13 protein-coding genes are annotated in these 19,129 nt (G+C 56.7%); 4 read left to right on the top strand and 9 right to left on the bottom strand.

Translation table 11 applies throughout. From position 1 onward, the window contains the following. Window positions 1-311 (top strand): integrase core domain-containing protein (locus tag AC5S3R_RS18215; protein ID WP_494268596.1); only part of this gene is annotated, 311 nt, incomplete at its 5' end. A 259-nt stretch (window positions 312-570) separates the two neighbouring features. On the opposite strand, the gene AC5S3R_RS18210 is transcribed toward AC5S3R_RS18215, so the two are convergent. Next, entirely contained in the window at window positions 571-2,190 is a 1,620-nt protein-coding gene (locus tag AC5S3R_RS18210) for a tetratricopeptide repeat protein (protein WP_494268595.1), read from the bottom strand. Further along, window positions 2,180-3,283 carry a molybdopterin-dependent oxidoreductase gene (locus AC5S3R_RS18205; protein WP_494268594.1) on the bottom strand — a complete coding sequence of 368 codons (1,104 nt, stop codon included), beginning with the start codon at window positions 3,281-3,283 and terminating at the stop codon, window positions 2,180-2,182. The genes AC5S3R_RS18210 and AC5S3R_RS18205 overlap by 11 nt, the downstream gene beginning before the upstream one ends. A 545-nt stretch (window positions 3,284-3,828) precedes the next feature. Here AC5S3R_RS18205 and AC5S3R_RS18200 point away from each other — a divergent pair. Further along, window positions 3,829-7,425: a TonB-dependent receptor gene (locus tag AC5S3R_RS18200; RefSeq protein ID WP_494268593.1), complete on the top strand. Its 3,597-nt coding sequence runs from the start codon at window positions 3,829-3,831 to the stop codon at window positions 7,423-7,425. Window positions 7,426-7,976: 551 nt separating this feature from the next. Here AC5S3R_RS18200 and AC5S3R_RS18195 read toward each other — a convergent pair. After that, window positions 7,977-10,004 (bottom strand): CocE/NonD family hydrolase, encoded by a 2,028-nt coding sequence (locus AC5S3R_RS18195; RefSeq protein ID WP_494268592.1) that lies wholly within the window; start codon window positions 10,002-10,004, stop codon window positions 7,977-7,979. Window positions 10,005-10,224: 220 nt separating this feature from the next. Here AC5S3R_RS18195 and AC5S3R_RS18190 point away from each other — a divergent pair, with 220 nt between their 5' ends. Continuing rightward, a complete protein-coding gene (locus AC5S3R_RS18190; protein ID WP_494268591.1) occupies window positions 10,225-11,685 on the top strand; it encodes a UbiA family prenyltransferase in 1,461 nt (486 codons plus the stop codon). Window positions 11,686-11,713: 28 nt separating this feature from the next. On the opposite strand, the gene uvrC is transcribed toward AC5S3R_RS18190, so the two are convergent. Beyond that, a complete protein-coding gene (gene uvrC, locus AC5S3R_RS18185) occupies window positions 11,714-13,642 on the bottom strand; it encodes an excinuclease ABC subunit UvrC (RefSeq protein WP_494268590.1) in 1,929 nt (642 codons plus the stop codon). Between the two features lie 285 nt (window positions 13,643-13,927). Between uvrC and AC5S3R_RS18180 the strand changes: the two genes are divergently transcribed. Then, entirely contained in the window at window positions 13,928-14,656 is a 729-nt protein-coding gene (locus tag AC5S3R_RS18180) for an OmpA family protein (RefSeq protein ID WP_494268589.1), read from the top strand. A gap of 280 nt (window positions 14,657-14,936) precedes the next feature. Here AC5S3R_RS18180 and AC5S3R_RS18175 read toward each other — a convergent pair whose 3' ends face one another. From AC5S3R_RS18175 to pstC, 5 genes are all read right to left on the bottom strand, one after another. After that, window positions 14,937-15,260: a helix-turn-helix domain-containing protein gene (locus AC5S3R_RS18175; RefSeq protein ID WP_494268588.1), complete on the bottom strand. Its 324-nt coding sequence runs from the start codon at window positions 15,258-15,260 to the stop codon at window positions 14,937-14,939. Window positions 15,261-15,329: 69 nt separating this feature from the next. Further along, the gene (gene phoU / locus AC5S3R_RS18170) at window positions 15,330-16,025 is read right to left on the bottom strand and encodes a phosphate signaling complex protein PhoU (protein ID WP_494268587.1); all 696 of its coding nucleotides are present in this window, start codon (window positions 16,023-16,025) and stop codon (window positions 15,330-15,332) included. Continuing rightward, window positions 16,022-16,780: a phosphate ABC transporter ATP-binding protein PstB gene (gene pstB, locus AC5S3R_RS18165; protein WP_494268586.1), complete on the bottom strand. Its 759-nt coding sequence runs from the start codon at window positions 16,778-16,780 to the stop codon at window positions 16,022-16,024. The genes phoU and pstB overlap by 4 nt, the downstream gene beginning before the upstream one ends. Window positions 16,781-16,896: 116 nt before the next feature. Beyond that, the gene (gene pstA / locus AC5S3R_RS18160; protein WP_494268585.1) at window positions 16,897-17,781 is read right to left on the bottom strand and encodes a phosphate ABC transporter permease PstA; all 885 of its coding nucleotides are present in this window, start codon (window positions 17,779-17,781) and stop codon (window positions 16,897-16,899) included. Window positions 17,782-17,859: 78 nt separating this feature from the next. After that, entirely contained in the window at window positions 17,860-18,939 is a 1,080-nt protein-coding gene (gene pstC / locus AC5S3R_RS18155) for a phosphate ABC transporter permease subunit PstC (protein WP_494268584.1), read from the bottom strand. Window positions 18,940-19,129 lie beyond the last annotated feature (190 nt).

The raw sequence follows: 19,129 nt of genomic DNA, 5'->3' as shown, positions 1-19,129 counted from the left end.
GGGCGATTGAGAACAAGGTTGAGCTGGTGCATATTCAACCGGGCAAGCCGACGCAGAACGCTTATGTGGAGAGCTTCCACGGACGGCTGCGGGAGGAGTGCCTGCGGATAAGCTGGTTCCAGAATTTATTCGACGCCAGAAGAAAGATCGCGGCCTGGCGGCATGACTACAATCACCAACGGCCACACAGCAGTTTGAACTATCGGACGCCAGTCGAGTTCGCAGCGAAAACTGGCTATGTAAAGTGGAAAACGAGGAAGCCGTTTCCCTCTTTCACACAGCCTCGGCTGCTGCTGGTTAATTCGTACTAACTACGTGAGGATTTTGGGGGCAGGTCAACCCCACAATTTAGTTGCGCCAACGACGTTCAGCAAGCTCATGAAAATGCAAAATATAGAGCAATGATGAGCAATGCTGAAAGCTGTAATATCCTAGCTCTTAACCGACAGGTTGTAGGTCCGATTCTGACCCAGATTGCGCGCTGTCCCATGAAGCGCGCGTGGCAGGAAAATCCACCTGGAGAAGTCAACATCGCTGCCATGCTTCCAGCAACCTTTTCCCCCCTCCAGATCAGTGAAGCTGTGAGAGCATTGTTTTCGTAAGCACAAGCTCGGCTAAGTCGGGATCGGCCTGGCTCCAAAGTGTCTCTGCCTGTTCCAGCATTTCCTTTGAGCCGTCCATCTCCCCGGCGTGCTGCGCCACCAGCGCAATGGCAAAGTGCCCGCCTGCATAGTATGGGTCGTGTTGAATCATCTGTTGCGCCGCATATTGCGCCAGCGGCCAATCATCCACGGCGCGCGCGTCGCGGGCAATGGATTCTAGAATGAAGAGCGCGGCGATCCAGCCATCTGGACCGGGCATCGCGACAGCGGATTGGATCACGCGGACATAGATGGCTTCGCCGTCTTCGGTTTTGCCTTCGCGAAGGAGAAGCGCGGCCTCAAGCGAGGCAGGAACGGGCAATGCGGCCAAGACACGCTCGGGAACATGCGCGGCCTCCTGCCGGGCAAGAGCCAGCTCTTTCTGAGCCTCCTCGGCGCGATTAAGCCCTAGGGCTGCCTCACCGGCTAGCGTGTGCGCTGTCATGCGGGCCATGGGCCATGGGCTCGATGCCAACTCATGCGATGCTGTGAGCGCTTCGTCATAGCGGCCGCGGCTCAGCAGGAACTCCGGCCATGCCATGCGGTTGTAAGCAAGGAATTCGGTGGATGCGGGAAGCGCGAATGCCTGGCGCAGAAGCTTTTCCGCAGTCTTATTCTGGCCGAGCAGCTCATAGTTCATGGCCAGCAACTGCAGGTTGTGCGCGTGATGCCAGTCGTACTGCGCGGGAATTTTTTCGGTCCGGTAGTAGTTCTGTTCGAGCTCGTCGGTTTTGAGGAACTCCTGGATGGCTTCCTGGGTCTGCCCCATTCGCATGAGCTCGTGCCCGTGCATGTGGTGGGCGTGCGGAATGGCCCACGCAAGACGCGCATAGGAGGCGCTTTCTTCGAGAGCGTCGCGGGTGTTGCCGAGATTTTCATTGGAATGGATGGCGTAGTGAAAGGCGGCAAGATTCTTCGGATCGGCCGCGAGCGCCTTCTTGTAGTACGGCAGGGATTCGGCTCCGCTGGCCTGGCCGTGGGTGTAGGGTGAGGCTTCAACGGAAAGGCCTCGCTGCACCCAGAGCCACGGATCGTGTGGATTGGCTTCGGCCGCATCGTTGACGGCTTTGCGATACCCGGCATACTTTGCGGGGTCGCTGCCACTTTCGAGATAAGCGATTTCGAGGTTGCGAATGGTCAGCCACACACGCTCTCCGCTGCTCATGCTGACCGCGAGCACGGCGGCTTTGTTGTAAGCGGCGCGCGCGGAGGGAACGTCCTGCAACCCGATGTAGGCGTCGGCCAGACTGAGATACGCCATGGCGAGATGCGGATCAAGCCGCAGTGCCTGATGAAAGGAGCGCGCCGCGTCAATCCACATATACGAGTGCAGATAGGCCAGGCCTTGGTTGTAAAAGGCCTGCGCCTGCGGCGACTGCGTGCTCACCTTCTGCTGCATGGTGCCCGTTCCCTGCTTTAGCGTGATGGGCCGGGAAAGAATCTCTTCGGGCACAGGACCAGCTGCGTGCATGTGATCGTCGTGCTGCGCGTGGAGCGTCGTGATGGCGAGTACGCAGGCAACCGCCGCAGGGCTGAGCTTATATTTCATCGATATCGACCAACCGATCATAGAGTCCCAAATCCATTTTGCGTGTGCGGACCACGGGGTCCGCGATTGACAGGCGAATCTGATAAGCCCCCGGAGCTGCGGGCGACCAGGTGTGCGTCCAGACCGTCCAGGAATCATTCTTCTGCTGGTGAAATCCTTCGATGTTTACGAACTCACCCCCGGGATTGAAGCGAATGGCAAGCTTCTTGACCAGTTCCTGTCCTCCCCAGAGGATTCCTGTTATGCGGTACTTGATTTTGCCTGCAATCTTCCATTTTTCTACACGCACGGGGATTGCGGCATGATCCACGGTTGCGGGCTGATACTCCCGTGCCAGTTGCGGAGCGCCCTCCTGCAGCGTTCGCACCGCGTATTCCCGCATCTGGCTCGTGCAGTCGGCGCTGTCGTCCACAAAGGAGATGCGGTTGACCCACTTGATGCAGGAGCAGCCGTACCATCCGGGAACGACTAGGCGTACGGGCGCTCCATGATCGCGCGTGAGCGGTTGGCTGTTCATTGCGGTCGCTAGAAATGCGCCAGTCTGCTTGAGCGTATCAATAGGAAAGATCCAGCTAGCACCGGGAACGGAGGTCTGCGCGGGCGCAGCATATTCATCAAAGCCGGCAATCTCGACGGCGGTGGCCTCGGGCCGGATGCGGAATTGGCTGAACAGCTCCGTGATGGGTATGCCGCTCCAACTAGCCACGCTGATGAGTCCAAAGCGCGTCTGGCGCACATTGCCGGCACACTCCATGAGGTGTACGCCCATGGGCTTGGAAGAAGTCCGCAGCATTTTCATGTCAATCGATGACGGTTGCGCGACTAATCCATCGACGCTGACCTTCCATCCGACAGGAGAAGGCAAAAGGCGAGAGGACCGCGAGCGAACGAAGAACTCCTCTGCCGGAGTAATCGTGCGGGTTGCCGAGATGCGCGTAAGGTCCGTATAGAAGCGCCCGTCCAGCTCATCCGCAATCGGCGCATTAACGGGCGCAGAGCCTTCGTCAAGAAACGGCAGAAGCTTAAGGAAGCTGCCTCCAGCCAGGTCGCCGGGCACTGGAGCAGCTTGAATCCACTCAATGCCAGAGAGCAAGCCTGCCGCTGTGAGCGCGCCCGACCGGAGAAATCTTCTGCGGCTCGGCGCATCCGGATTCCCTTTTCCCTCTGGCTCAAAAGCCTTTGTGGGACTGGCTCGCCGAAGCGTTCGATCATCTCTTTGTGCCATTGCGGTGGCTTTCAGATTACTACGCTGGACGTGAGTAGAGTTGTTCTCTACTCACGTCCAGCGTGATGAGATTTTTCGCCTTCTGCGAATTGTCGTAGAAATCTTCATTCATTCCTTATTGACACTTGGTTGACTCCACGTTACGCTACGCCTACACAGACCCAGGGGGCAGGCTCTTTCCTATTTCACTCAGTCTGCAGTCCAGGCGGAATACGTAAGAATAGTTTTCGCAGTTGGTTTTCTTCCCCTTTTGCAGTCAAGCAGTCCGGTTTTTCGGCAGTCTTCTGTTCACGCTATCTGTTTATCACAAAAGAAATAGAGCCTTCGCTCTTAGAGGCTTAGTGTACGTGTTTTCAGAAGGCGCGCAAGTGCCTGCTGTACCACGCTTTTATCTCTTTGGAGGAACATCTGTGATGCCCAGGAAAAGCTTCCTGTTTTTGCTGTTGCTTTCCATCTCGGTAATGACCTCAATCCCACTCTTCTCGCAATCGGTGCAAGGTGTCATCTCGGGCACCGTTACTGACCCAAGCGGTGCGGTGGTGCCGGGCGCAACTGTCACGATCATCAATACCGGCACCGGCGCTTCGCTAGTCACCACGACGGTCTCGGGCGGTGAGTACCGCTTCCCGCTTGTGCCGCCGGGAACCTACAACATTGAAGTCAAGGCCTCCGGCTTCGGCCCGGCCAAGGCGGACGGCATCACGGTATCGGCCAGCCAGACGGTTCCCCTCAGCTTCAAGCTGTCGGTAGCCGCGTCTTCGGCGGTTGTCGAAGTCACATCGAACACTCCTCTTGTCCAGACGGAAACCTCGGACCAGTCGCTCCAGATTGACAACGCCACCATCCAGAACATGGCCTTGGTGGACCGCGACGTCTTCACCGAGCTTCCCTTCCTTGCTCCAACCGCGATGCCCGGTCTCGATACCGGCGTTACCGCCGGTGGCGCCCGTGAGTCCGGCACCTCATTCATGCTGAACGGCGGCGAGGATAACGACAACTTCGGCGAAGGCAGCGCCAACATTCATCCGCCGCTTGAGTCCATCCAGGACTTCAGCGTGCTCACCAACAACATGAGCGCGGAATACGGCCGCGGCGTAGGCGCCCTCATTACTGCCAGCCAGAAGTCTGGCACCAATAAATTTCACGGCGTGGTCTATGAGTTCAACCGCAACGCCTCGCTGAATGCGAATGACTGGTTTTACAACCGCACCTATTCCGAGGATCCGAATCCTGCGGCAGACGGTCTTTCAGCGCGCCCCAAGTACATCCGCAACCAGTTCGGCGGCGAGGTAGATGGCCCCATCTACCGCGACCACACCTTCTTCGCTGCGGCCTATGACCGCGTAAAGCTCCTCTCCGGCTCAACCTCGGCCCATAACTACGTGCCCACCCCCGCAGCCATCGATTACCTCAAGGTGCATGGAGGCACAATTGCGCAGGCCATTCTCGGCGCCTATCCGCCTTCCACGTCGAGTGACACCTCCTGCCTCGCCGGTGGCGTCGCGCCCGTCGAGCCCGACGGGCTTCCCAGCTTTGTCGGTTGCCTGTCCTTCTTTGACCCGGTTACGGATACAATCGACACCTACTTCGGCAAGGTCGATCAGATTTTCAGCGCGAAAGACCGCTTGAGCTTTACCATCAACCTTTCCCGCGAGCTTAACCAAGACACATACGGCGGAGGACCGCTCACCAGCAAGGGCCCCATCCCGGCGTCCACCAACAACCACTTCCACCAGCTTGTTTTCGATGAGACGCACGCCTTTGGCGCGTCGCTGCTGAATGAACTCATCATCTCGCACAACCGCCACTACAACGTCTTCGAAGAAGGCAATGGCGCATCGGATACTACCCCGAATATTTACATCGACAATGGCAATGAGGGCGGCGAGGGCTATTACCTCGGCGGTGCTTATGAAGGCGGCCAGGTCGAGAACTTTACCCAGGATCGCTGGGCCCTCCAGGAGAATCTCTCGTATCTGAAGGGGCGTCACTCCTTTAAGTTCGGCTTCAGCACGCAATGGGGGATCCTCTACCGCAACTGGGACCTCGGACTGCCCGGTCAATATGAATTCGGCGAGCTGATCGCGACAAACTGCCCCACGGCAGGAAATTGCTCGGTGATTACGCCGGCTACCGACCCCAACGGCAGCGCATTGCAATCGGATGGCACCATCGCAAACATCCAGGACACATCCCTGTCCAACTTTGCCGGTGATTACCCCTACTTCCAGGAAACATCCACCGACCCGCTGGCAGGCGGCAGGGCCAACGCCTACCGGCATTACACGAACCACGACTACGGTGTCTTCGTGCAGGATGATTTCAAGGTCACTCCCCGCCTTACGCTCAATCTCGGTCTCCGTTGGGACCGCTACGGTTCACCGGCCGAAGTTCACAACCAGATCTCGCAGTTCGTCAACTTCAATACTTGCGATATCCTTGAAGCTAGCTGCCTTGCCACCCTGCGCGTAGGCCAGGTCAATCGCATGTGGCCCACCAATAACAAGGACTTCGGTCCGCGCATTGGCTTTGCATATGATCCCTTCGGCGACCACAAAACAGCCATCCGCGGTGGATACGGAATCGCCTATGACCGCATCTTTGACAACATCTGGTCGAACGGCGCATGGAATCCTCCGTTCTTCGCACTGCTCGACCTTACTGCAACCCCGGGAGCAAACTCAATTTATTACTCCAATCCAACCTCCATCGGCTCAGCCTACGATCCAAAAGGACCTTGCGGACCGATTCCGTATCCCGCAGGCGGCGCTTGCGGTGGCGGTTTCCGCGCCGCTCTGCGCACCATGGACGTGAACATGAAGGACTCCTACAGCGAGAACTTCTACTTCGGCGTGGAGAGGGAGGTTCCGGGCAGCCTGCTCTTCCGTGTTAACTACCAGGGCGCTCTAGGCCGGCATCTGCCGGTGCTCGAAAACCTCAACCGCGTCGATGGAGATGCCGCCAACAGCACGCTCTCGGCGGTTCTTCCCAACGCGCTCTACAACGCCTTCAACTACCGCGCCAACAGCGTAGCCTCCAACTACCATGCCCTGGTTCTGCAGGCGCAAAAGCGTATGAGCCACGGCCTGCAGTTCGACACCAGCTACACCTTCTCCAAGCTTCTCGACCTGAACTCAGAACTCTTCGCAGGCTGCTCCACTATCGGCGGACAGAGCTCGGCGACCTACTTCACCACGCAGAAGAACCCGCAGATGCAGTACGGGCGGTCTTCTTTCGATCACCGCAGCTCGTTCAAGTTCTCTACCGTCTATGAACTCCCCTTCTTCAAGGCCGAGAAAGGGTTTGTGGGTCAGGCATTTGGCGGCTGGCACCTCGGAAGTCTCTTCCAGTTCTATACAGGCCACCCGGTTGATGTGTGGGATGGACGTTCCAAAACCCGTGCCCTGAGCACGAGTGGCGGTGCAGCCCTGGACCGTGACGGCATTCCTATTAACCTCGGCGGCGACTACAACCTGGACGGCTCCGCAAATGAGCGGCCGGTTTTTGTCGGATCCAACAAGAAGAACGTCTATAGCCATGCCACACCGGCAAACGGCATTTTCAAGGACAATAACCTTATTGGCTGCGGAGCCCCCTGGGTACCTGGAGACGTAGCACAGACTGGCAAAGTAGGCAGCATGTATTCTATTGCGGCCTGTAATGCCAGATTCGGAGTCGTATCGCCCAACTCGCTCTTTGTCACACCTCCCTACCCTGGACCAGGTGTGCCGACCTACGAGCGCTACAACGGACTCATGGGCCGCGACGTCTTTGTCGGACCGAGCTTCGCCCAGCTTGACCTCAGCCTGGCCAAGTCCTTCAAGATCTGGGAGCGCGGAACGCTGGATATTCGCGGACAGGCACAGAACCTCGCAAATCACCCTAACTTCGATGCTGTAACCGGAAACCTAGGCAGTTCCAACTTCGGCGAAGCCCAGCAGCTTTTGCCCTTCGGAACAGGCGAGCCGAAATCGCGCGTCCTATCTGTAGGCGCCAGGCTGGCCTTCTAAACTAAACCACAATAAAAGAGCGCCTGCCTTTACGGCAGGCGCTCTTTCTTATGCCATATTTAAGATCCCTGCCTCTTCCAGCTATAGTATTTTCCGGATTGGTGTTGAAGGGCCCGGAAAAACAGTACCACTTAGATGGTTAGTCTTTGGCCTGTTTTTGTTTCAGTCATATCGCGTCTAGCCGCGATATGACTGGCGAACTCTGTCGGCGTGCGATCGGCCAGAACTCTGTGAGGACGACTCACATTGTATTCCTGCCGCCAGGCCCATCAGGGAAACAAAGTTGTATCCCTCACTCTTGTCCTGCACACGCGATGCGGAGCCGCCATGCGGAAAATAACTAACTCTCCACCTCCGATCGCGCGTTCGAGCCCCGTCGTCCCCGCCAGATTCCAAGAACCTTAGCAATCTGGCGATTCCCAAACACAATCTCCCATCAAAAAGTTGAGCCCGGCATCTCTGCCGAGCCAATCTCTTGCTTTATCCAAAACAGCACGCCGCGCACAAAGGGAAGATGTATTTCCAACCCCTCATGCGCGGCGCAAAATGCCTTACTTAGTTTCCGGAACCACGGTAATCGTCACGCTGCTCGGATACTGCGCTCCGTGGTGAATAGACGTGTGAGCCACAACGCTCGTCGTCTCGTCATAGTTGTTGCCGCCCGTGTTCAGGTTGCGGTCAAACCGCGGGAAGTTCGAGCCGGCCACTTCCAGGCGAATCCGATGCCCCTTGCCGAAGTAGTTGCTGGTTACCATCGGAGTCAGCGTAATCTTGTACACCTTCCCGTTCTCCAGCAACACCTTCTTGTCATCGCCCTCGCGATACCGCAGGCGCTGAATCGTCTCATCCAGGTTGTACGCAGTGCCATCCGGCTGCACGTCGATAAGCTTCGCCGTCACATCCGTATCTTTCACGTCGCTGCTCACGTAGTAGGTAACCGTAATCGGACCGCTGACCTCAATCCCTTCTTCCAGCGGCTCGCTGGTGTAGACAAGAATGTCGTCGCGCGTCTCCATCTTCCGCTGATCCAGCGCACCGCCATTGCCGGGAATCGTATTCGCAGCGCAGCACACATTGCCGCCATAGCTGGGCGTCGGGTTCATTGGATCATAAGTAAACGTGTCCGCAACATCACCCTTGGCAGGAGCCATCCCCGTAGAAGCAAATTTCAGCAGCCCCGCTCCACCCTTTGCAGCGGAGTAGACCAGCTTGCCATCCCCATTCAAAGTATTGGCATGCCCGCTGCTCGTCAGTGTCAGAGTCACAGGCGTAGCACCTTTCGGAGGCCACGTCTCGCTAGTCTTCCACTTGTTCACGCCCATCTCGTAATACATCACCTTGGGCTGCTTCTCCAGAAAGCCGTTGTTCTCGCCTTTTAGAAAGTGGTCAAACCATCCAAAGGTCATCGCGTCATAGTCCAGTTTGGCATCGCCCATGCTGCGCTCGCCAACAACGGTGTCCTCGGTCGCCCGCTTGTATCCACAGTGCAGCGTCGGAGCAATCACCGCATACTGCTCATCACGATAAGGGTTCGTCTTGTCATCGCGAACAAAGTTATAAGCAGCCAGGTTCGGCCCAATGCTCACGTCATACCACGTCATAAACCAAAACCCCGGCTTATGAATCGGCATCGTATCGCTCTGCCAAAGCCCGCCCTTGCGCCATGCCGGGTCTCCCGGAGTCCGCTCAATCATCGCGCCGCCCGTATCCACCGGCATCTTGTCGGAATAAATTCCCGCCGGACCGCCGGCTGCCTTAATAATGTCCTTCTCCGGCAGGTGCAAAAACGCCTTCGCCCAGTCAATCTGCTTCATCTGCGGAGCCAGGTCAAACAGCTTCGCGCCTTCAATCAACTCCGCCTGCGTAGCGTCTTTCGGAAACATCGGCCGAATCTGGTTCTGCTCTCCAGCAATCCAGTCGATGAACAACATCTGCACCGCGCCTCCGCGATACCAGTTGCCCTGCTCGTTATACGGCCCAACCTTACCCACGCCCGCGCCAAAGCTCTGCGGAATAATCGTCGTCAGGTACTGGTTGTTCAGCGAAGCCGCAGCAAGCTGCCATTCTGCCGTCGAGGAGCAGCCAATGAGCCCAATCTTGCCATTGCCCCACTCCTGCTTGCCCATCCAGTTGAACTGGTCTTCCGCATCCGTCAGCGGCGCGCCCAGGATGTCGTAATTGCCCTCGCTGAAGTAGTGCCCGCGCTCATTCATCTCCACAATGGCATAGCCGCGCTTCACATAATCCAGCTCCGTGCTCATATCACGCCACGTGCCATTGCGTACATCCCAGAAGTTAAAGTTGTAAGGAGTACGGCTGAAGATAATAGGAACCTTTTTGCTCGTGTCCTTGGGACGATAGATATCTGCTTGCATGCGCGTTCCATCGCGCATGGGAACCATCACCTTCCGGTCGATGACTGCAATATCCTCAAGCTCTTTTTCAATCTCTTCCCGGTGCTTGATAAGGGCAGCACGAGCTTCCGGTGTTAGCGGCCCATTGCGTGGCCCTTGCGCGTATAAGCAACAGGTAAGTGTAGACACAGCAGCAACCGCAACCGACAGGGAGCGCATGCGCATAAGACAGACCTCCAGAGTCTTGTTTGATTCCATTTGTATGAATACTGTCAGCTTAACAGCAGAAATCTATCATGCCCGGGCGCGTGGAATACCATGGAAAGGCTTTTGAGTAATAGCACTAGGATGGGTAACAGCTATAGTACCTACGTGGTTTCCTGCAAATCTGGACTCCCGTACCGAGAGACGGTATCCTGCTACTGTGAGCCTGGGAGATGTCAGAATGCCGCAAGACCTTGCGTACGAATCTGCTCCAGCGAGTGCTTCCGTCACCGCGCCGCTTTGCGTTGATCTCGATGGCACGTTGGTAAAGTCCGATACGCTCCACGATTCCTTGCTCGTCCTTTTGCGTACGCATCCGCTTAAGGCCTTGTCATTGCCGTTCAAGGTGTTACAGGGAAAAGCAGCCTTCAAAGCCTTCATTACAGATTCAGTCGCGCTCGATGTAGCGCATCTTCCTTACAACCACAAGCTGCTTCAATACCTGCAGCAAGAGCACGCCAGTGGCCGTGAAATCTATCTCGCCACCGGAGCGGATGTACGCCTCGCCCAGCGCGTCGCCGACCATCTAGGAATCTTTGCTGGCGTCTTCGGCAGCGATGGCACGGTCAACCTCACCGGTTCCAGCAAGCTCGACCGCCTGCGCGCCAACCTGCATGCCGAGTCTTTCGATTACATCGGCAATGCGACTCCCGACCTGCCTCTTCTCGCGCACTCCGAGCATCCCATGGTTGCCAATCCCACCACGCAGTTGCGCGTGGCCATGCGCGCGCAGGGAATTACACCGGAACATACATTTGAAGACCGCGTTCCACCCTTAAAAGGCTTGCTTAAGGCAATCCGCATTCATCAGTGGGCCAAGAATGTTCTCATCTTTGTGCCGCTGCTTCTCTCGCACGCACTGGCAATCTCGCGCATCTCGTCGGCAATTATTGCCTTCCTCTGCTTCAGTCTCACCGCGTCGGCCACTTACATCGTCAATGACCTTCTCGATATAGAAGCCGACCGCCGTCATGCCCGCAAGCGCAAACGCCCCTTTGCCGCAGGCAATCTTTCGGTATTCACGGGCATCGCCATCTCGTTGCTGTTTTTATCAATCGCTTTTGCGGGTGGCTTCCTGCTCTCATATCAATTCCTTGGCTGGCTCCTGCTTTATCTGGTGACCACACTCTCTTATTCCGTCTATCTCAAGCGTGTTCCCATCGTAGATGTGCTGGTGCTCTCCGGCCTTTACACCCTGCGCCTGCTTGCCGGCGGAGCAGCCACGCAAACCGTGCTCTCGCATTGGCTTTCCGGTTTCTCCATCTTCCTTTTTCTGGCGCTGGCATTCGTCAAGCGCTTTGCCGAACTCGAAAACCTGCGCATACAGGGAGCCTCGCCAAAGAACGGCCGCGGTTATCTCATGACCGATATCGAGCAGCTTCGTAGTTTTGGAACCGCAAGCTCCTATGCCGCCGTTGTCATCTTCGCCATTTATATCAACGGCTCGGACGTGCGTTCTCTCTATCACCGCCCCGGCGATTTATGGCTGATGGTTCCAATCATGATTCTGTGGCTCAACCGCGTATGGTTGCTCGCCTCTCGTGGAGAACTGAACGAAGACCCGGTAGTCTTCGCGATTACCGACCCCATGAGCCTTCTCATGGGCGTCGCAATTCTGATTACGGCTTTCATTGCACTCTGACTCGCAGAGTCAGAGCGCAACTGCAACCTCAGCCTTCAGCCGATTCCACGGCAACGCCGTTGTCCGCAGCCTGCTCGGCGTGAAAATGCCGCCAGATATTCTCAGCCGTTTTTTGTGACACCACCGCTGCCAGCGATTCCACGGAAGCCTCTCGCACATCGCGCAAACTGCCAAAGTGCGTAATCAACCGCTGCCGCGTCAGCGTCCCCACTCCTGCAATCGTCAGCAACTCGCTGTCGCGGTCCCGCATCTCCCGCCGCTTGCGGTGATAATCCACAGCGAACCGGTGGCTCTCATCGCGAATCATCTGCACCAGGTGCAGCACCGGTGAACGCCTGTCCAGCACAACCGGCTCATCCTCATTGCCGTAGAGATAAATAACCTCTTCCTTCTTCGCAATCGAAGCCAGCGGCTGCGTCGTCAGCCCTAACTCTTCCAGCGCAGAAGCCGCCGCACGAAGTTGCCCCAACCCGCCGTCAATCAGCACCAGCGAAGGCATCGGCTTGTCCTCATCCTTCAGCCGCTTGTACCGCCGAAACACCACCTCGCGCATCGAAGCAAAATCATCCACGCCAAGAACGGTCATCACCTTGAACTTGCGATACTCGCTCTTGTTCATCTTGCCGTCTTCCCAAACCACCAGCGAAGCCACCGTCTCCGCGCCTTGAATATGCGAAATATCAAAGCACTCAATTCGCTTTGGCAGCTCCGGCAACATCAACGCATCCGCCAGCGATTCCTTAATCGCCTTCTGCGATGGCTCCAGCACGCGGAACCGCTGCACATACGACTGCTTCGCATTCTGCCCGGCCAGATCCACAAGCGACCGCTTCTCGCCGCGCTGCGGAACGGCCACTTCAATCCGATGTCCCGCCCGCTCGCTCAACAGCGCCGTCAACGATTCGCGGTCAGGAAAATCCGTAGGAATCAAAATGCTCCGCGGCACATAAGGCTGGTCGATGTAGAGCTGCTTCAGCAGGGCAGAGAAGAGCTGCCCCGGATTAAATCCCGTCTCATTCATCACCCACAAATCCGTGGCGGAATATCCCCCACCCTCCGGCTCGCTCTCCGCCGCAAAGCTCTCCATCAACTCCGGCAAATCCTCCCAGAAGAACTCGCGCCGGTCCACAATCTTGCCGCGCCGCATGTGAAACAGGTTCACCGCCAGCGCGCCATCTTCAAAGTGATACCCAAACACATCCGCGTCTTCATTCAGCTCTGTCGTCGCAATCCGCTGCTTCTCCTGCAACTGGTGCACCGTCGTCAACTGGTCCCGCAGCCGCGCCGCCGCCTCAAACTGCTCCGCCTCAGCCGCAGCCATCATCCGCTCCGTCAGCGTCTTCTCAAGCTCCGCAGCCTTTCCCTCCAGCAGCATCTGCGCATCCCGCACGGCCTGCTTATAAGCCTCCGGAGTCGTAAGCCCTTCCACGCAAGGCCCCAGGCAGCGGTGAATGTAGTACTGCAAGCAAGCCCGAGGATGATACCGCGACAAATCCACCTTGCAGCTTGGAATCAAAAAGCTCCGGTGAATCAGCTCCACCACGCGGTAAGCCAGGTTGCCCGGAAAATAAGGCCCATAATACGCAGCCCCATCCTTCCGCAGCCGCCGCGTCACAAACACCTTGGGGAAGCGATCCCCCATCGTCAGCTTCACATAGGGATAGGTCTTGTCATCCCGCAGCAGAATATTGAACCGCGGCTTTTTCTGCTTGATGAGGTTATTCTCAAGCGCCAGCGCCTCGCTCTCATTCCCCACCAGGATGTAGTCAAGATCCACGGCCTCGCGCATCAGCGAGCCGGTCTTCGCATTGGCCTGCGCCGCCTCCAGAAAATAAGACCGCACCCGCGACCGCAGATTCTTCGCCTTGCCGACGTAGATAACCTTCCCCTCGGCGTTCTTATACAGATACACGCCCGGCTGGGTCGGCAGAGTCCGGATTTTCTCGTAGAGGTCCATAACAAAAGTTCAGGGCACAAACCCCATCTACTAGCTTATCCGCATAGAGAAGAAAATACGAATAGAACCCTCAAGAGGGAAGTTTCGGTGCTATCAAAACCCCAAACTTACCCACTAGGTAAAGATTACATACTTCACCTCCCCTCAAACCTGCCCCGCAAATTCCCTAACGCATTGATTCCGGGCAATTTGAGCAAAATCCCCGGTTTGGCACGGCAGATGCTAAATAGAGGGCAGAACAAGAACACCGCACTGCTGCTTGAGGTGATTGCGGGAGGATAACAAATGAATCTTCGTACTGGAATTAGCACCGTTGCTCTGGCATTTCTGGCAGTAACCGGATGCGCAAGCAAGAATTACGTACGCACCCAGACCGCACCAATCGTTGATAAGACCAACAACCTGGAAGACCGCACCGCGGAAAACAACCGCAACATCCATGACGTGGACGCCCGCGCAACCGCCGGCATCCAGCAGGCTCAAAGCTCAGCTAACTCTGCCAGCCAGAACGCGCAGAACGCCACCATCGCGGCAAACAACGCCTATAACGCTTCTAACGATGCCGTTCATCGCGCCGACACTCTTGATTCGGTTGTGCAGGGCCTCGACAGCTACAGATCGCTCGCAGATGTCTCTGTAAATTTCGCATTCGACAAGGCCAACCTCACCCGCGACAGCAAGGAAACGCTTGACGGTTTCGCTTCGCAGCTTGGTGGTGCCAAGAGCTACATCCTCGAAGTCACCGGCGGCACGGACTCCGTTGGCTCCAAGGAATACAACTACGACCTCAGCAACCGTCGCGCCGACGCAGTGGTGCAGTACTTGGCCGCCAAGTATAACGTGCCCGCGCACAAGTTCTATCTCATCGGTATCGGCAAGGATCAGGCAGTAGCCTCAAACTCAACAGCCGAAGGCCGCCACAAAAACCGCCGCGTTCAGATTCGCCTCCTCAGCAACATGGGCACCGGAGGCACTGGACAAACCGTACCGCCAGCACCAACCGGCTCACGGTAAAGGCATCAGCTTATATATAAAGCGCAGTCATACATAACGAATCATTAACGGACTTATATATACATAAATTAGAGCCCATAAATTACATGCAGGGAGAAGCAAACAGCCCCGGCTTTTGACCGGGGCTGTTTGCTGTCTGGAATAATTATTGCGCCCTTGCACAAATCAGGTTCGTATGAAGGGTACGGGCTTTAGCCCGTACATCAATCCCGCAAAATATCTCCGGGCTTTAGCCCCTGAGGGAAGATTCTTGCCGGAAACCTACTGAGGCATCAGCGCATCAAGCCTTATGCTTCCCCTGCTTATACCGCAGCAACGCTCTCTCTTTCGCATGCGGTCCACGCGGCAACGGCAACGGCTTCCCCGCAGGCTTAGGCGCAAGCAGTTCCATACCATCCAGCGCATCCACAGCCTTCAAAACCTTCAGCAGGGTACTGACCGTCGTGCTATGCCCCTTTTCCAGGTACAGCACAGAACGAGTAGCAATCCCAGCCTTTTCAGCCACAGTTTTCTGGTCGAGATTCTTAAGCAGCCGCAGCTCACTCACACGGTGCCCAATCATTTGCAGAAGCTGCTCAAGAGACTTGTTATTCAGATTACTCATATGTGCATAATATTGCGTTTTTATACCGAAAGCACGACATAACCCCGCAATATTATGCGCGCCAGCCCATCACTCAGCGGAATTCGCGGAGTGAGCCGGCTTCTGAACGCTCTTATGGTGCCGAACATCGTCGCCCTGCACCCAGAAAATCACATCCTCGGCGATATTCGTAGCATGATCCGCCACGCGTTCCAGGCTGCGCGAAACCATCAGCGCATTCAGCGCCTGCGGAGCCACTGTGCTGTTCTCTTCCATCACCTTCGTCAGCGTCTTGTAGGCCGAGCGGTTCATCGCATCCACGGCATCGTCCATCGTCAGCACGCTGCGCGCCATCTCCGCATCGGCTTCAATGAACGATTGCAAGCTCCGCCGCACCATATCCGCAGCCAGCGTAGCCATCCGCGGAATATCCACCGGAAGCTCCACCAGCGGCAACTGGTCCATGCTCCGCACACGGTCGCTGATCGACTTCGCAGCATCGCCCACCCGCTCCAGGTCGGCGTTAATCTTGATGACCGAAAGAATAAACCGCAAATCCTTCGCCATCGGCTGTTCCATCGCCAGCAAGTCCAGCGCCGCCTGGTCAATGTCGCGCTCCATGCGATTAATCGCCACTTCGCTGCGTGTCACCAGTTCGGTAATCGAGAGATCCCGCACGCGATAAGCCTCAATCGAGCGCTGAATCGCCTGCTCAGCCAACCCGGCCATCACCAGCAGGTTCTCTTTCAAATCCTCAAGGCTCTGTTGGAAACGAATACGTGTCATCCGAACCTGCCTGTAATGTAATCCTCGGTGCGCTTATCGCTCGGATTCGTGAAGATCTTATGCGTGGAGTCAAACTCAACCAGCCGCCCATTCAGGAAGAACCCAGTCTTCTCCGCCACACGCGCCGCCTGTTGCATATTGTGCGTAACAATCACAATCGTGTACTGCGACTTCAGCTCGAAAATCAAATCCTCAATCTTCGAGGTAGAAACCGGGTCCAGCGCCGAAGCCGGCTCGTCCATCAGCAGCACTTCCGGATCAACCGCCAGCGCGCGCGCAATACAAAGCCTCTGCTGCTGGCCGCCCGAAAGGCTGGCGCCCGACTTCTTCTTCAGGTCGTCCTTCACTTCATCCCAAAGCGCCGAGTTCCGCAGCGACTTCTCGACAATCTCATCCAGCACGCGCTTGTTGCCATATCCGTTCAGCTTCAACCCGCTGGCTACATTGTCATAAATCGACATGGTAGGGAAGGGGTTCGGCCGCTGAAAGACCATCCCAATGCGTCGCCGAATCTCCACCGGCTTCGCATCGGCATAGATATCCACATCGCCGACCTTCACCTGCCCCGTCACGCGCGCAATCGGATTCGTTTCGTGCATGCGGTTCAGGCAGCGCACAAACGTGCTCTTACCGCAACCTGAAGGACCAATGAGCGCCGTCGCATGATTGGCCGGAATATTCAGGTTAATGTCCTGCAGCGTGTGATTCGATCCATACCACGCATTCAGATTTGTAACATCAATTCCAACGCCCACTCGAGCATTTCTCCTTCACACAACGCAGAAACCACAACTGTCAGCGTGCGTTTTCCTTAAGAAAACGCACATTCGCAAGCCATCAAAAGAGCACTCATAAGGAGAAAGGCTCGTTTTTAACTTGCTCCTTTGAGAACACCGCGGCTGGTCACATATCGCACCAGAGAAACCGCCGCAACAATCAACACAATCAAAACCAGCGCCGCGGCCCACGCCAAACGGTGCCACTCGTCATAAGGCGAAAGCGCATACTTATAAATCTGCAGCGGCAAAGCAGCAATCGGCTGGTTCAGGTCCACGCTCCAGAACTCGTTGCCCAGCGCCGTAAAAATCAGCGGAGCCGTCTCGCCCGCCACGCGTGCAAACGCCAGCATACAGCCCGTAATAATGCCCGGTGAAGCCGTCTTCACCGTAATCGAAAGCACGCTGCGCCAGTTCGGCACACCCAGCCCCAGCGCCGCCTCGCGCACTGAGCCCGGCACCATCAGCAGCATCTCTTCCGTCGTCCTGCACACCGTCGGAATCATCATGATTCCCAACGCCACGCCGCCCGAAAATGCCGAAAAGTGCCCCAGGAAAGGCAGAATCGTAACATGCGTGCTCACCAGCAGCGCATACGCCGCCATGCCCATCACAATCGAAGGCACGCCATTCAGCACATCGGCGGTAAACCGCACCGCATTCGCCAGCTTCGTCCCGCGCCCAAACTCGGCAAGATAAATTCCCCCGCCAATTCCAATTGGCACGCCAATCACAGACGCCATCGCCAGCAGCACAGCCGAGCCAACAATGGCATTCGCCATGCCGCCGCCCTCTTCGCCCACCGGCTTCGGAATCTGCGTAAAGAAGGCAAGGTTCAGCGAAGCCGCGCCCTTGTAAACCAGGTAAACAAAGATCGCAATCAGCGGAGCAATCACCAGCAGGGTAGCCAGCACCGCCAGCCCTGTAACGGCGTTATCCGTCACCGCGCGAATCTTCGATCGAATTGGATTCCCACTCAAAGGCAACTCAAACTCCCCATAAATCCCATAAGAAGGAAGGTCTTTTCGTCCTTAGCCCCTCGTCCTTCGTCCCTGCATTTACCGACTCTGCGCCGGAGCCCCACGCGTCACAGCCCACACCAGCAACCGCGCAGCCGCGTTCACAATAATCGTCACGATAAACAGCGCCAACCCCAGTTCTGTCAGCGCGCTGCGATGCATATCCGTAACAGCCTCGGCATACTCATTCGCAATCACCGAAGCCATCGAGCTGCCATTCGCCAGCAGGTTGTGGTGAATCTCCGAGCTGTTGCCAATCACCATCGCCACGGCCATCGTCTCGCCCAGCGCACGGCCCAGACCCAGAATCACCGCGCCCACAATGCCAATTCGCGCATTGCGAAGCACGCCCATCCGGATCATCTCCCACCGCGTCGCGCCCAGAGCCAGCACCGCCTCGCGCTGCGAGTGCGGAACCGCGCTCATAACCTCGCGCGTCAGGGAAGAGATAATCGGCAAAATCATGATGGCCAGGATCACGGCCGCCGAAACAAAACCCAGTCCCGTCGGATTGTCATCCGTAAACAACCCCGTCCACCCCAGCACCTTCGCCAGCCACGGATTCACATCCTCACGCAGCAGCGGCACCAGGATAAACACCGCCCACAAGCCGTAGATCACTGAGGGAATCGCCGCCAGCAACTCCGTCAAAAACGCCAGCGGGCCGCGCAGTGCCTTCGGGCACATCTCCGTCAGGAAGATGGCCACGCCAATCGCCAGCGGAACCGCCAGCAGCAGCGACAGGAACGACGAAACCAGCGTGCCATAAATAAACGGAACCGCGCTGAAGTGCGAATTGACCGGGTCCCAGAACAGCGGATCGCCGCTCACCGGGTCCTTGTCAAACGTGTAAAAGAACCGCAGCCCGAACTGGTGCCACACCATGCTCGACTGCTTCATCAGCACAATGGCAATCAGCGCCACAATCCCAAAAATGCAGAATGCGCACAGCACCATCAGAATCTGGAAGGTCTTGTCTGCCACCGCGGAATTTCCACGGCCGCGCAAAAACTCGCGAATCTCCGACCCTGCAGGATGGGGCTGCGGGGCGGATGCCGAACCGGACGGATTCGGTTGCGGAGGCTGTATCTGGGGTTGTAAGGCGCGTATCTCTGCCACTGGAACGGTCACCTCTATCAGGCTATCCGGCAAATGTGAATGGAATGTTACAACCTAGAGAAATCAAGCGCATAGAGCCATGGAAATAGGGTATTTTATGCGCACAGCCGCTTTTTCTTGTCCTAGGCAGACTAGGCCCTAAGGCAATCTCTGAGGAATCACCTGAAAGGGTACGGGCTTCAGCCCGTAC

This window comes from Occallatibacter sp. FHG110214_02 (genome assembly GCF_059115385.1).
This window is presented reverse-complemented; position numbering and strand designations above follow the sequence as displayed.